This window comes from Arthrobacter sp. C9C5 (assembly GCF_013359735.1).
In the GTDB taxonomy this organism is placed as follows: domain Bacteria; phylum Actinomycetota; class Actinomycetes; order Actinomycetales; family Micrococcaceae; genus Arthrobacter.
This window is the reverse complement of sequence record NZ_JABFMX010000005.1, coordinates 16,168-29,693: the sequence shown is the minus strand read 5'-3', so window position 1 is coordinate 29,693 and position 13,526 is coordinate 16,168. Positions and strand designations below refer to the sequence as shown.

13 protein-coding genes are annotated in these 13,526 nt (G+C 69.1%); 7 read left to right on the top strand and 6 right to left on the bottom strand.

Annotated elements, in window-relative coordinates; translation table 11 throughout:
- Positions 1-220 precede the first annotated feature (220 nt).
- Positions 221-1,960 carry a DEAD/DEAH box helicase gene (locus tag HNO80_RS05170; RefSeq protein WP_175321772.1) on the top strand — a complete coding sequence of 580 codons (1,740 nt, stop codon included), beginning with the start codon at positions 221-223 and terminating at the stop codon, positions 1,958-1,960.
- An 8-nt stretch (positions 1,961-1,968) separates the two neighbouring features.
- A complete protein-coding gene (locus HNO80_RS05165) occupies positions 1,969-2,862 on the top strand; it encodes a DNA-methyltransferase (protein ID WP_175321771.1) in 894 nt (297 codons plus the stop codon).
- Between the two features lie 64 nt (positions 2,863-2,926).
- Here HNO80_RS05165 and HNO80_RS05160 read toward each other — a convergent pair whose 3' ends face one another.
- The gene (locus HNO80_RS05160) at positions 2,927-3,535 is read right to left on the bottom strand and encodes a MarC family protein (protein WP_175321912.1); all 609 of its coding nucleotides are present in this window, start codon (positions 3,533-3,535) and stop codon (positions 2,927-2,929) included.
- Between the two features lie 8 nt (positions 3,536-3,543).
- Entirely contained in the window at positions 3,544-4,389 is an 846-nt protein-coding gene (locus HNO80_RS05155) for a PHP domain-containing protein (RefSeq protein ID WP_175321770.1), read from the bottom strand.
- A 71-nt stretch (positions 4,390-4,460) separates the two neighbouring features.
- Between HNO80_RS05155 and HNO80_RS05150 the strand changes: the two genes are divergently transcribed.
- Positions 4,461-6,044, top strand: a complete 1,584-nt coding sequence (locus HNO80_RS05150) for an aminopeptidase P family protein (protein WP_175321769.1) — start codon at positions 4,461-4,463, stop codon at positions 6,042-6,044.
- Positions 6,045-6,136: 92 nt separating this feature from the next.
- Here the strand turns inward: HNO80_RS05150 and HNO80_RS05145 are convergent, their stop codons facing one another.
- Positions 6,137-7,000, bottom strand: coding sequence for a YflT domain-containing protein (locus HNO80_RS05145; protein ID WP_175321768.1), 864 nt, complete (start codon positions 6,998-7,000; stop codon positions 6,137-6,139).
- A 77-nt stretch (positions 7,001-7,077) separates the two neighbouring features.
- Here HNO80_RS05145 and HNO80_RS05140 point away from each other — a divergent pair, with 77 nt between their 5' ends.
- From HNO80_RS05140 to HNO80_RS05130, 3 genes are read left to right on the top strand one after another with little or no spacing between them, the layout of a single operon-like run.
- Positions 7,078-8,361: a magnesium transporter MgtE N-terminal domain-containing protein gene (locus HNO80_RS05140; protein ID WP_175321767.1), complete on the top strand. Its 1,284-nt coding sequence runs from the start codon at positions 7,078-7,080 to the stop codon at positions 8,359-8,361.
- The gene (locus tag HNO80_RS05135) at positions 8,342-9,097 is read left to right on the top strand and encodes a DUF1003 domain-containing protein (protein ID WP_502707815.1); all 756 of its coding nucleotides are present in this window, start codon (positions 8,342-8,344) and stop codon (positions 9,095-9,097) included. Before HNO80_RS05140 ends, HNO80_RS05135 begins: the two co-directional genes overlap by 20 nt.
- A gap of 11 nt (positions 9,098-9,108) precedes the next feature.
- On the top strand, positions 9,109-10,287 hold the full coding sequence (locus HNO80_RS05130; protein WP_175321765.1) for an Mrp/NBP35 family ATP-binding protein: 1,179 nt from the start codon (positions 9,109-9,111) through the stop codon (positions 10,285-10,287).
- 34 nt (positions 10,288-10,321) lie between these two features.
- Here HNO80_RS05130 and HNO80_RS05125 read toward each other — a convergent pair whose 3' ends face one another.
- From HNO80_RS05125 to sigE, 3 genes are all read right to left on the bottom strand, one after another.
- Complete coding sequence (locus HNO80_RS05125) at positions 10,322-10,699, bottom strand: twin-arginine translocase TatA/TatE family subunit (protein WP_175321764.1); 378 nt, start codon at positions 10,697-10,699, stop codon at positions 10,322-10,324.
- A 101-nt stretch (positions 10,700-10,800) separates the two neighbouring features.
- Positions 10,801-11,985 carry an anti-sigma factor gene (locus tag HNO80_RS05120; protein ID WP_175321763.1) on the bottom strand — a complete coding sequence of 395 codons (1,185 nt, stop codon included), beginning with the start codon at positions 11,983-11,985 and terminating at the stop codon, positions 10,801-10,803.
- A gap of 8 nt (positions 11,986-11,993) precedes the next feature.
- Positions 11,994-12,629, bottom strand: a complete 636-nt coding sequence (gene sigE / locus HNO80_RS05115) for an RNA polymerase sigma factor SigE (protein WP_175321762.1) — start codon at positions 12,627-12,629, stop codon at positions 11,994-11,996.
- 235 nt (positions 12,630-12,864) lie between these two features.
- Between sigE and HNO80_RS05110 the strand changes: the two genes are divergently transcribed.
- Positions 12,865-13,497: an O-methyltransferase gene (locus HNO80_RS05110; protein WP_175321761.1), complete on the top strand. Its 633-nt coding sequence runs from the start codon at positions 12,865-12,867 to the stop codon at positions 13,495-13,497.
- Positions 13,498-13,526: the final 29 nt, after the last annotated feature.

Sequence of the window (13,526 nt, the reverse complement as noted above, 5' to 3'; positions counted from 1 at the left end):
AGTAATGGATGCCCGGTCGTTGATTTCCATGTTTTTCGAATTCAACAAGCCCGCCCCTACGCGATCTTGAGACACACCCGCTGGTCCCAGTGCCAGCATTTAGATAGCCCGCGATCGGCTTCCACTGGACTTGCTTGCGCCCCTGAGCGTGCTCCGGAACGGCCCTCGGCCGGCCCCGTTGAGCAAGCAGCGCAGCCCAAATGAATAAGGAAACTCCCCTGTGAGTGAATTGCACACGCACCAGCTTCTGACTGACGAATCCGGCACGGAATCGATCGAGCCGGAAGAGACCATCATCTCGGACGAAACCCCGCACGAAATTGCGGAAAAGTCCTTCGCCGACTACAACGTCCGCGCCGACATTGTTGAATCCCTTGCCGACGCCGGGATCACCCACCCGTTCCCGATCCAGGCCATGACGCTGCCGGTCGCCCTGGGCGGCCACGACATCATCGGCCAGGCCAAGACCGGCACGGGCAAGACCCTCGGCTTCGGCATTCCGGCCCTGCAGCGCGTCATCGGACGCGACGACGCGGGCTTCGCCGACCTCCCGGCCCCCGGCGCACCGCAGGCCCTCGTGATCGTGCCGACCCGTGAACTCGCGGTGCAGGTCGCCGGCGACCTGCAGAACGCGGCCCGCAAACGCAACGCCCGCATCACCACGATCTACGGCGGCCGCGCGTACGAGCCGCAGGTCGAGTCGCTGCAGCAGGGCGTCGAGATCGTCGTCGGCACCCCCGGGCGCCTGATCGACCTCTACAAGCAGAAGCACCTCGTCCTCAAGAACGTCAAGATGGTCATCCTCGACGAGGCCGACGAGATGCTGGACCTGGGCTTCCTGCCGGACGTCGAGACCCTCATCGCCGGCACCCCGCCCGTCCGCCAGACCCTGCTGTTCTCCGCAACCATGCCCGGCCCGGTCGTCGCGATGGCACGCCGCTATATGACCAAGCCCACCCACATCCGCGCCGCGGATCCCGAGGATGAGGGCCTGACCAAGCGCGACATCCGCCAGCTGATCTACCGTGCCCACAGCATGGACAAGATCGAGGTGGTGGCGCGCATCCTGCAGGCCCGCGGACGCGGCCGGACCATCATCTTCACCAAGACCAAGCGCACCGCCGCCAAGGTCGCCGAGGAACTCGTGGACCGCGGCTTTGCTGCGGCCGCCATCCACGGCGACCTCGGCCAGGGCGCCCGCGAGCAGGCGCTCCGCGCCTTCCGCAACAACAAGGTGGACGTCCTCGTTGCCACCGACGTCGCCGCGCGCGGCATCGACGTTGACGACGTCACGCACGTGATCAACTACCAGTGCGTCGAAGACGAGAAGATCTACCTGCACCGCGTCGGCCGCACCGGCCGCGCCGGCAACAAGGGCACCGCCGTGACCTTCGTCGACTGGGACGACATGCCGCGCTGGGGCCTGATCAACAAGGCCCTCGGCCTGAGCGTTCCCGAGCCGGTTGAGACCTACTCCTCCTCGCCGCACCTGTTCGAGGAACTGGACATCCCGGAGGGCACCAAGGGCCGCCTCCCGCGCGACAAGCGGGTGCTCGCCGGCGTCGACGCCGAAGTCCTCGAGGACCTCGGCGAGACCGGCAAGAAGAACGCCCGTCCCAGCGGACGGGACAGCGCCAGGACCGGCGGACGCGACGGCGGACGCGCCCCCCGTGAAGGCGGGCGCGAGGGCGGACGCTCCGGCTCCCGCGACGGCGGCCGCGACGGCTCCCGTGAGGGCGGCCGTGACAGCGGACGCTCCGGTGAGCGCCGTCGTCGTTCCCCCGAGAAGGAGACCGCCACCGGACCCGCCGAGGCAAGCGCCCCGGCAACGGCGAGCGCTCCGACCGAGGTCGACCGGGCCACCCGGGCGCGCCGCCGGACCCGTACCCGCCGCCGCAACGGCGAAGTGGTGGCCGGCGAGGCACAGGGCGGCGCTCCGGCACGCAGCGCCGAGGCCTAATCCCCAACATGTCTGACACCGTCTGGGCGCCGGACGGCAGCAACCTGGTGGTGCACGCGGATAACGCGGAGTACCTCCCGACGCTGCCGGACGGCGCCTTCACACTCATTTACGTGGATCCGCCCTTCAACACGGGCCGGGTGCAGCGGCGCCAGGAAACCAAAATGGTGCTCAACACCGGCGGCGAGGGCGACCGCGTCGGCTTCAAAGGCCGCTCCTACGACACCATCAAGGGCGCGCTGCACAGCTACGACGACGCCTTCAGCGACTACTGGTCCTTTTTGGAACCCCGACTGGTCGAAGCCTGGCGGCTGCTCGCCGACGACGGCACCCTCTACCTGCACCTCGACTACCGCGAGGTGCACTACGCCAAGGTCATGCTGGATGCGATCTTCGGCCGCGAGTGCTTCCTCAACGAGATCATCTGGGCGTACGACTACGGCGCCCGGGCCAAGTTCCGCTGGCCAACCAAACACGACAACATCCTCGTGTACGTGAAGAACCCGGCGAAATACCACTTCGACAGCGCCGAGGTGGACCGGGAGCCGTACATGGCACCCGGACTCGTCACGCCGGCCAAGCGCGAGCTTGGCAAGCTTCCCACCGACGTCTGGTGGCACACGATTGTCTCGCCCACCGGCAAGGAAAAGACCGGCTACCCGACGCAGAAGCCCGAAGGCCTGATCCGGCGGGTGGTCGCGGCCTCCAGCCGCCCCGGCGACTGGTGCCTGGACTTCTTCGCCGGTTCCGGCACGCTCGGCGCAGTCGCGGCCAAGCTCGACCGGAAGTTCGTCTGCGTGGACCAGAACCAGGCCGCCGTCGACGTCATGGCCAAGCGGCTCGGCGCGCACGCGGACTTCACCGCGCTGCCCGGCACCCCGCCGCCGGCCCTCCCCAACTAGCTCGCAGTAGTTGTCGTTTTGACGCTCAAAGCGACAACAACTGCCAGTCAGTTGGGCGGCGCCGTCAGGTCCAGCTCTTGACGAAGGCGTGCACGGCGTCGGCGATCATCTGCACCGCAATCGCGGAGAGCAACAGGCCGGCAATCCGGGTGACCAGTTCGACGCCGTTCTCGCCCAGGGCGCGCTGCACGACGCCGGCGAACCGCATCGCCAGGTACAGGGACGCGAGCGTCGCGGCGATCCCCAGCCCGACGGCGAGGTACTGCGCCATGCTGTCGGAGCGCTGGACGAACACCATGACGGCCACGATCGCACCCGGGCCCGCCATCAGCGGCGTCCCCAGCGGCACAAACGCGACGTTCTTGTATTTGGCGGCGTTCTCCTCGCCGCTGGTGGAGCCGGTCAGCAGCTGCAGCGCGATCAGCACGAGCAGCAGGCCGCCGGCCCCCTGCAGCGCAGCGAGCGAGATGTGCATGTAGTTCAGGATGGACTGCCCGAAAATCGCGAAGGTCACGATCACGCCGGTGGCCACGAGCAGCGCCTGCAGCGCCGACAGGTTGCGGTCCCTAACGTCCATCTGGGCCGTCAAGGACATGAAGATCGGCACCGTCCCGGGCGGATCCATGATCACGAACAGCGTGACGATCACGGAGGCCAGGAGCTGGAGGTCAATCCACTCCATCAGCGCACCACGGACGATCCGGTGCCCAGTTCCTCGATCCGCGCGAAGACCTCGGGGGCGGTCAGGTTCTCGCCCAGCAAGTTTGGCTTGCCGGCCCCGTGGTAGTCGGAGGACCCGGTCACGAGCAGTCCGTGCCGTTCCGCGAGGCGGCGCAGGAAGGCGCGGCCCTCCTCCGGGTTGTCCCGGTGGTCGATCTCCAGCCCGGCCAGGCCGGCGTCGATCATCTCCCGGTAGGTGCGGTCCCCCACGATCCGTCCGCGGGAGGATGCCACGGGATGCGCGAACACGGGCACCCCGCCGGCGTCGCGGACCAGTTCGACGGCGTACGCCGGGTCGGGTGCGTAGTGCTGCACCCAGTACCGGGAATGCGAGGTCAGGATCGATTCGAAGGCTTCGCTGCGGTCCTCGACCACGCCCGCGGCCACGAGGGCGTCGGCGATGTGCGGCCGGCCCAGGGTGGCGCCGGGGGCGACGTGGTGGATGACGTCGTCCCAGGTCAGCGGGTAGTCCTCGGCGAGCAGGCTGACCATCCGCTCGGCCCGCGTGAAGCGCGCGTCCTTGGCCTTGGTGATTTCGTCCAGCAGCCCGGGGTGGGCCGGGTCGTGCAGGTAGCTGAGCAGGTGGACGCTGATGCCCTCGCTGGTCCGGCAGGAGATCTCCATGCCGGGGACCAGGGCCACGCCGTGTTCCCGGGCGGCGGCGGAGGCCTCGGCCCAGCCGTCGGTGGAGTCGTGGTCGGTCAGGGCGACGACGTCCAGCCCGGCCCCCGCAGCGGACGCGATCACCTCCGCGGGCGCTTGGGTGCCGTCGGAAACATTCGAGTGGGCATGCAGGTCAATCCTCACCTCCCTAGCCTAGTAGATTCGCCGGGGCGGCTTGTTGGCCTAAGCCGCGCAGCTGGTGAGACTATGGGACGGTGAACGATGCAGATAACACCCAAGTCTCCGCTTCCCAGCCCCTCGAAGAGCGCGTCAACAACCGCTCGCAGCGGCCCAGCTCCGATGCCTTCAAGGCGTTCATGGCCAGCAACTGGGCCCCGTCCCGGGAGCAGCTGCCGGAACTCGACGCCGTCGCCGGCCACGCCGCCGCCCGCCGTCGGGCCATCTCAGAGTTGTTCAAAGGTGAACGCCTGGTCATCCCCGCCGGCCCGCTGAAGGTCCGCTCCAACGACTGCGACTACCGCTTCCGGCCGCACTCGGGCTTCGCCCACCTCACCGGCCTGGGCCTGGACCACGAGCCCGACGCCGTGCTGATCCTGGAGCCGGCCGACGAAGGCAAGGGCGACGACGGCGGACACCACCGCGCGACGCTGTACTTCCGTCCGCTGGCCGGCCGCGACACCGAGCAGTTCTACGCCGACTCCCGCTCGGGCGAGTTCTGGATCGGCGCCCGGCCGACCCTCGCCGAGTTCAAGGCCCAGCTGGGCCTGGAGACCGCCGACCTGGCCGAACTCGAGCTCGCCATCACCAAGAACGTCGGCGCCCCGGAGATCGGCGGCATCTCCATCCGGCTGGTGCGCAAGGTGGACGAGAACATCGACGCGCTCGTGGACACGGCCCGCTACAACACCGCCAAGGATCCGGAGAACCTGGACCTGGGCGTCCTGGACGCGCTTGATGAGAAGCTCAGCGAGGCCCTCTCCGAGCTGCGCCTAATCAAGGACGAATGGGAAGTCGAGCAGATGAAGACCGCCGTGGCCGCCACGGTTGAAGGCTTCACCGAGGTGGTCAAGGCCCTGCCGCGGGCCCTCACCCACCGCCGCGGCGAGCGCGTGGTCGAGGGCGCGTTCTTCGCCCGGGCCCGCGAGGAGGGCAACGAACTCGGCTACGACACCATTGCCGCTTCCGGCAACAACGCCACCGTGCTGCACTGGACCCGCAACACCGGCAAGGTCACCGCCGGTGAGCTGCTGCTGCTGGACGCCGGCGTCGAGGCCGACTCCCTGTACACCGCGGACATCACCCGCACCCTGCCGGCCAACGGCACCTTCTCCGAGGTCCAGCGCAAGGTCTACGAGGCCGTGCTTGACGCCGCCGACGCCGGCTTTGCCGCCGCGCAGCCCGGCACCAAGTTCCGCGACATCCACACCGCGGCCACCACCGTGCTGGCCGAACGCCTCGCCGAATGGGGCCTCCTGCCGGTGTCCGTCGAGGAAGCCATCAGCCCCGAAGGCCAGCAGCACCGCCGCTGGATGCCGCACGGCACCAGCCACCACCTGGGCCTGGACGTGCACGACTGCGCCCAGGCCAAGCGTGAGCTGTACCTGGACGGGATCCTGGCCCCCGGCATGGTCTTCACGATCGAACCGGGACTGTACTTCAAGGAGGAGGACCTTGGCATTCCGGCGGAATACCGAGGAATCGGCGTCCGGATCGAGGACGACATCCTGATGACGGCGGACGGCCCGGTCAACCTGAGCGCCGCGCTGCCGCGGAAGGCCGACGACGTCGAGTCCTGGATGGCAGGCATCTACCAGGACGTTGAGGCCCAGCTGCCCTAGCAGCGGGGTAAGTGGAAAGGGAGGGCCGCCGGTGTGATCCGGCGGCCCTCCCTTTCTCTTGCCTGGTGCCTTGCCTTTGCTGTCTGGCGGCCTTAGCGCTGCTCGCCGTCCCGGCGGGGTCCGTCCGGGCTGTGCTCTCCCTGCCGGGGTTCGTCGGTGACCCGGACGCCGTACTGCGGCCGTCCGTCGGGCAGGTCCGGGTAGCTGACGCCGGAGGGCCGCACCGGTTCCTCCTCCGCGGCGGGCTCACCGGCGGCCGCCGGCTGGCCGGCATCGGTGGTCCGCTGGCCATACGGGTCGCTCCAGCCCGCGGGACGCTGGGGCATCGGCCCCTGCTGGCCGGGCTGCTGCTGGGGGCCGGGCTGCTGCGGGCCGGGCTGCTGCGGGCCGGGCTGGAACGGCTGGTGCTGGTGGTCGTGCTGCTGGAAGCCCGGGGCGGAGGCGTCATGCTGCGTCATCGGTAGCTGGTGCAGCAGGCGGCGCGCCTCATGGGCGGCTTCGAAGGCCACCACGACGTCGTAGTTCGTTGCGACCACCTGGCTGGTGGAGGTGAAGTCACGCTTGCCGCGCTGCATGGCGTACGTGACGATGCCGAACAGCATGAAGAAGGCCGCACCCATCAACACGGAGGTGACGATCGAGAAGTAGCCGCCGGACTCCGAGAAGAAGGAGAGCATGACCCCCACGAAGAGGCCGAACCACATGCCGCTCAGCGCGCCGGACAGCGCCACGCGGGGGTAGGTGAGCCGGCCGGTGACGCGCTCCACCATCTTCAGGTCATTGCCGACGATCGAGACCAGCTGCACGGGGAACTGCTGGTCCGCCAGGTAGTCCACCGCCTTCTGGGCGTCCAGATAGGAGTTGTAGGAACCGACGGTGTCCCCCTTGGGAACAGCGCGGGACTCGTCCGCCCCGCCGGGAGCGCCGGCCTTTGGACCACCAAAAATGTTTGACATACGCCCATTCTCACCCATCCAGCTGGGCAGCGCCTGCAAATTCAGCTAAAAGAGAGCGGACTCGGTAGCCTGTAGGTGTGAGCACAACTCTTTCGCGGGTATTTGTCGCGCGCCTCCTCGGACTGGACGTCTTCGACCCCCTGGGCGACCGTCTGGGCCGGTTGCGCGATGTCGTCGTGCTCTCCCGCGGCAACCGCGGCGCCCCGCACGTGGTGGGCATCGTCGTCGAGGTCCCCGGCAAGAAGCGCGTCTTCGTGCCGATGACCCGCATCACCTCGATCGACCAGACCCAGGTCATCTGCACCGGGCTGGTGAACCTGCGCCGGTTCGAACAGCGCGGCGCGGAAACCCTCGTGGTCGCCGAGATGTTCGACCGCCGCGTGACCCTGGCCGACGGCAGCGGGGACGCCACCATCGAGGACATCGCGATGGACCGGCACCGTTCCGGCGACTGGTTTGTCAGCAAGCTCTTCGTCCGCCGCGGCCACTCCCTCTCGCCGCTGAGCCGGCTGCGCCGCAACGAAACCATGATCATCGACTGGGCCGATGCCCAGCAGGGCGCCCGCACCGAGCCCCAGGCCGCCACCCAGTTCGTCGCCACCCACGAGGACCTCAAGCCCGCCGACTTTGCCGAGGCCCTTCAGGAGATGAGCGACAAGCGACGCTTCGAGGTCGCCAGCGAGCTCCAGGACGAACGCCTCGCCGACGTCCTGCAGGAAATGCCCGAGGGCGACCAGGTGGAAATCCTCTCCGCCCTCGACGTCGAACGCGCCGCCGACGTGCTGGAGGAGATGGACCCCGACGACGCCGCCGACCTCCTCGCCGAACTCCCCAGCGCCCAGGCCGAGGAACTGCTGCAGCTGATGGAACCCGAAGGCGCCGAGGACGTTCGCCGCCTGCTCGAATACGACGAGGACACCGCCGGCGGCCTGATGACGCCCGTGCCGGTCATCCTGCCGCCGGAAGCGACCGTCGCCGAGGCCCTCGCCCACGTCCGGCGCGAGGAGCTCTCCCCCGCGCTGGCCTCCTCGATCTTCATTGCCCGTCCGCCGCTGGAGACGCCGACCGGGCGCTTCCTCGGCGTCGTGCACATCCAGCAACTGCTGCGCTACCCGCCGCCGGAACCGCTGGGCAACCTGGTGGACAAGAACCTCGAACCGGTCTCTGACCAGGCGCACATCAGCGAGGTCGCCCGCACCCTGGCCACCTACAACCTCAACTCACTCCCCGTGGTCAACGACGACGGCCGGCTCGTCGGGGCGGTGACTGTTGATGACGTGCTTGATCATCTGTTGCCCGATGACTGGCGCGCCCACGAGGACGACGCCCCGATAAGGAAGCTTGGAGGCCGCATTGGCTGATCCCACCGCACCACGGACCTCCAACGTCCGGCCCGGCAGCAAGGCGCCCGGCAAGGGCAGCCTGGACACGCCCCTGAGCGGCCGCGCGCGGATCCTGCCCAAGTTCTCCCCCAACCCGGACGCCTTCGGCCACGCCACGGAGGGCTTCGCGCGCTTCATGGGCACCCCGACGTTCCTGGTCTACATGACCGTGTTCTGCGTTTTCTGGCTGGTGTGGAACACCTTCGCCCCGAAAGAGTGGCAGTTCGACTCCCAGGCGCTCGGATACACGCTGTTGACCCTGATGCTCTCCCTCCAGGCCTCCTACGCCGCGCCCCTGCTGCTGCTGGCGCAGAACCGCCAGGACGACCGGGACCGCGTCTCGCTGGAACAGGACCGCCAACGCGCCGAGCGGAACCTGTCCGATACCGAGTACCTGACCCGGGAGCTCGCCTCGCTGCGCATCGCCCTGCGCGAGGTCGCCACCCGCGACTACGTCCGGGCCGAACTGCGCAGCCTGCTCGAGGACATGCTGGAAGCCCAGGAGGAACTCCGCACGCATGATCCCTCCGCGGGTGTCCATGAGTCCCCGCGGGACAAGGTCAAGGAAAAACTGAAGGAACGCCGGGACAAGCAACGCGGCCCCCGCACCCAGCAGATCCCCCGGGTCAAGAGTGAGGCAAAGCCTGACAAACAGTCCGGGCCGGGTCCGGGCGCCGCGGGCCCGCCGGCGCCACGCACCTATCCCGAAAGCTGAGCATTCACCGCATGAGCACCACGCCTGACGGCATCCCGCTGGACAACCCCGCGGACAACGGCCCGAGTTCCCCCCTGGAACAGGCCGTGCACGCGGCACTGGCCACCGTGATCGACCCGGAACTGCGCCGCCCCATCACCGAGCTCGGCATGGTCGATTCGGTGGACGTTTCCGGCTCCGGCCGGGTACGGATTGCCGTGCTGCTCACCATCGCGGGCTGCCCGCTGCGCGGCACCATCACCGCGGACTGCGAGGCGGCGCTGGCCGCCGTGCCGGGCGTGACCGCCGTCGACGTCGAACTCAAGGTCATGAGCCAGGAACAGCGCGATGCGCTCAAGGAGCGGTTGCGCGGCCCGGGCGGTGCGCGCGGCATCCCCTTCAACGCGCCGGGCTCCCTGACCAAGGTTTACGCCGTGGCGAGCGGCAAGGGCGGGGTGGGGAAATCCTCGGTGACCGTGAACCTGGCCTGCGCCCTGGCGGCGCAGGGGCTGCGGGTGGGGATCGTCGACGCGGACGTGTACGGCTTCTCGGTCCCGGCGCTGATGGGCATCAGCCAGGCACCCACCCGGGTGGACGACATGATCCTGCCGCCGGTGGCCTACGGCGTCAAGGTCATCTCCATCGGCATGTTCGTCACCGGCAACCAGCCGGTCGCCTGGCGCGGGCCGATGCTGCACCGTGCCCTCGAGCAGTTCCTCACCGACGTCTACTTCGGCGACCTCGACGCCCTGTTCCTGGATTTGCCGCCGGGCACGGGCGACATCGCCATCTCGGTGGCCCAGCTGCTGCCCAAGGCGCAGATCCTGGTCGTGACCACTCCCCAGGCTGCGGCCGCCGACGTGGCCGAGCGCGCCGGGGCGATCGCGGTCCAGACCGGCCAGTCAGTGGCCGGCGTCGTGGAGAATATGTCTTATCTGGAAATGCCCGACGGCGGCAGGATGGAACTCTTCGGCAGCGGCGGAGGCGCCGTGCTCGCCGAGCGGCTCTCCGCCACCGTTGGCACCGAGGTGCCGCTGCTGGGCCAGATTCCGCTCGATATCCTGCTGCGCGAAGGCGGCGACACCGGGGTCCCGCTGGTGCTTGGCCGGCCCGAAACTCCGGCCGCGCTGGCCCTGGCGGGCATTGCCGGCAAGCTGGCTGCCAGCCCGCGCGGGCTGAAAGGGCTGTCGCTGGGCCTCCAGCCGCGCTGACACGGGCCGGACCGGGTCCGGCCGGACGCCCTGTTTAGGTTGCCTCGGAGTCGAACGGCGCGGCCTCGCCCTCCGGCAGCCGCTCGATGACCCGGGCCGGCCGGCGCTCTTCGGCGGTGGCGACCGCGGCGGGCGCACCGGCGCTCACGGGCTTGGTATCGTCCTCCAGGAGGGCTTCCTTGATGATCCGGCGGGGGTCGTACTGCCGGGGGTCGTACTTCTTCCAGTCCACATCGTCAATGTCGATGCCGACTTCTTCCTTGATCTGTTCGCGGGCGCCGGAGGCCATCCGGCGGACTTCCTTGACGATGTTGGCCAGCTTCTGCGTGTATTCGGGCAGCCTGCTGGGTCCGATCACCAAAAGGCCGATGATCAGCAGAAGTATGAACTCCGGTCCGTTGATTCCAAGCACCCTAGGAAGATTACCCTCTCAGTCCTGCGCGCGACGATTCCAGAAAGCGCTGCCCGGGCCCGGCTGACGGGCCCCGGTATGGTGCGGGGCCATGGCGCGGGTCATCGTGCCAGCAGCTCCACAATCCGTTCCAGGCCCCGCTCAAGGCGGGCCGGGACTCCCTCGCCGCCGTGTGCCGGCGGCGCCTTGACCGGACGGGGATGCACCAGGGCGCCCACGCCGTCGTCGGCCTGCTCCGCCGGGAGCTCAGAGATATACGTGAAGGTGGCCGTGGACGTCCGGTAGATGGCGCGGAAGGGCGCTTGTTTGTTGATCCAGAGCGAGCCGGCCGGGCCGGCGGGGCCGTCCGGCGCGGCGGTGTCCAGCCGGGCGGCAACAAAGCCGTCCTCGGTGGCCGGGTGCCCGGTCAGCACGTTCACCGGCGGCCCGGCGGCGGGCTGTGCCGCGGCCGACTGTGGAACGTCCGACTGTGCTGGGGCAGCCGGCCCGGGGGTCGGCCGCGCAGTGCCGGCCGCGCCGTGCCGGACGGCGGTGCCATCGGCGTGTTGTTCCAGGACCGTCGCAAAGTGCCGGCCGTCGGTGAGGCGAAGCTCCAGGACTTCCGAGCCGTCGGCGACTCCGCCGCGGGCCCAGACGAGGTGGTAGCCCAGCTCCCGCAGTTCCGGGCAGGTCCAGCCACGGGCACGCAGTGCGGAGAGCTGGTCGGCGCTCAGCGAGCCGGCCGGCGTGACGTCCGGCTCGCCGCTGAGCTTCCACGCGGCCACGGAGATGCTCTCGGAAGACAGCGCCGGGCCGGACGGGCTCGTCCCGGGAAAGGCCGAGGTGAACGCCTCGTCGGCGGGCAGCGCCGTGTCGCTGCCCATGAGGTAGGCGGCGCCGCCCATCAGGACGGCAGTGGCGGCCACGCCGCCGGCGATCTGGGCAGCGAGCCGCAGCGGCCTCCCCTGCTGCGGCAGCGTGCGCTGCGGCGGAACCGAGGGCGGACCGGGCGCGGTAGCCGCCTCTGTCCCCGCGTCCTGCTGCCCGGCGGCCAGGACCCCGGTGCGGGCCAGCAGGCGGGCGGTCAGGTCTTCGCTTGCGGCGGGCACAGCGGCGCCGCGCAGCCGTTCGAGGTATTGGCGTTCGCGCTGCAGCCGGGCACGGCAAGCGGTGCACCGCTCAAGGTGTTTCCGGCGCCGCTCCTGGGCCCTGCCGGTGAGCGGCTGCGCGCCCGGCCGGGCCCGGCCCGGTTTCCGGCCGAAGTACGTGCACGTGAGGCCCGCGAGGAAGTGTTTCAGTTGACCCATTGCCCGGTTCAGAGGAGGCCGGCGATGCGGGGCATCTTGAGCCGCGGCTTCAGTGACTGCTTTGCGGCCGGCTGCGGCCTGGGGTCGCGGTGGGCGAGTTTCTCGCGGAGCATCGTCCGGCCGCGGTGGATCCGGGACCTGACGGTGCCGAGTTTGACGTCCAGCGCCACGGCAACCTCGTCATAGGACAGGCCCTCAAGGTCGCAAAGCACCACGGCGGCGCGGAAATCCGGCGGCAGCTCCTCAAGGGCGGCCTGCACGTCCAGATCGAGGTTGTTGAATTCAAAGCTCTGCTCCGGACCGGGCTCGCGGCCGGGAATGCGCGACTCGGCATCCTCGGCCAGCGCATCGAAGCGGATCCGGCTCTTGCGCCGGGCCTGGTCGAGGAAGAGGTTGGTGGTGATGCGGTGCAGCCAGCCATCGAGCGTGCCGGGCTTGAAGTTGTCCAGCGAGCGAAAGACCCGGACGAAGACTTCCTGGGTGAGGTCCTCGGCGTCGTACTTGTTGCCGGTGAGCCGGTACGCCAGGCGGTAGACCTTGGCGGAGTGGTTGGTCACCACCTCTTCCCACGTCGGCCTGACCCATTCGGCCTCGGCCGTGGGCTGGGACTCGTCAGTTACCGGGACAGCTGCCACAACCGACATTGTCCACTCCCCTCGCGGATGGTGCTTACGCCTGGATGGCACTTGCTTCTGCAAGCCTTTACACCCCTAGATTCGGCGCCGATCACCACGCGGATGAGCGGATAACTATCATTTCAAAATAAGCTGGGAATTTCCTGACGTGGCGGGTTCTTCCGCCCACGGCGGAACGCCGAAGACCATGCAGGACACAGTACGCTGTATGAAACACTCCCCTCCTGCCCGGAAAGCGATACCCATGAGCGCCGATAAGTCCACGAGCTGGTCCTACGCAGAAGATCTGCCTGCCGAGGATGAGGTTCTGTTGCACGCGCGCGAACGGTCTTTCGAACTGGGCGTCACCCCGATCGGGCCCGGCGTCGGCGCCGTCCTGACCGTACTCGCGGCCGCTTCCAAGGCTCAGACCGCGGTGGAAATCGGCACCGGGGCCGGCGTTTCCGGCGTCTGCATCCTGCGGGGCCTCGGACCGCAGGCCGTGCTGACGACGATCGACGTCGACGTCGAACACCTCCGCGCCGCGCGGGAGTCCTTCCAGGAGGCCGGAAGCCCCGCCAACCGCACGCGCACCATTTCCGGCCGTGCCGGCGACGTGCTGCCGCGCCTGACCGACGGCGCCTACGACCTGGTGTTCATCGACGCGGACAAGCCCAACTACCCCGGCTACGTGGAGCAGGCCATCCGGCTGCTCAAGTCCGGCGGCCTGCTGATCGTCAACGACGCCCTGGACAAGGACCGCGTCTCCAACCCCGCTGCCCGCGAGGCAACCACCGTCGTCCTGCGCCAGGTCGGCAAATCCATCCGCGACGACGACCGCCTCGCCTCAGCCATGCTGCCCACCGGCGACGGTTTGCTGGTGGCGGTCAAGAAATAGCCCCGGACGCCGGAAAGGGGCCCGCTGCC

What these genes read in the sequence shown, in the direction of transcription:
- HNO80_RS05145 (WP_175321768.1), bottom strand. Translation starts at nt 7,000, where the DNA reads ATGTCAAACATTTTTGGTGGTCCAAAGGCCGGCGCTCCCGGCGGGGCG.
- HNO80_RS05110 (WP_175321761.1), top strand. Translation starts at nt 12,865, where the DNA reads ATGAGCGCCGATAAGTCCACGAGCTGGTCCTACGCAGAAGATCTGCCT.
- HNO80_RS05120 (WP_175321763.1), bottom strand. Translation starts at nt 11,985, where the DNA reads ATGGGTCAACTGAAACACTTCCTCGCGGGCCTCACGTGCACGTACTTC.
- HNO80_RS05165 (WP_175321771.1), top strand. Translation starts at nt 1,969, where the DNA reads ATGTCTGACACCGTCTGGGCGCCGGACGGCAGCAACCTGGTGGTGCAC.
- HNO80_RS05130 (WP_175321765.1), top strand. Translation starts at nt 9,109, where the DNA reads ATGAGCACCACGCCTGACGGCATCCCGCTGGACAACCCCGCGGACAAC.
- sigE (WP_175321762.1), bottom strand. Translation starts at nt 12,629, where the DNA reads ATGTCGGTTGTGGCAGCTGTCCCGGTAACTGACGAGTCCCAGCCCACG.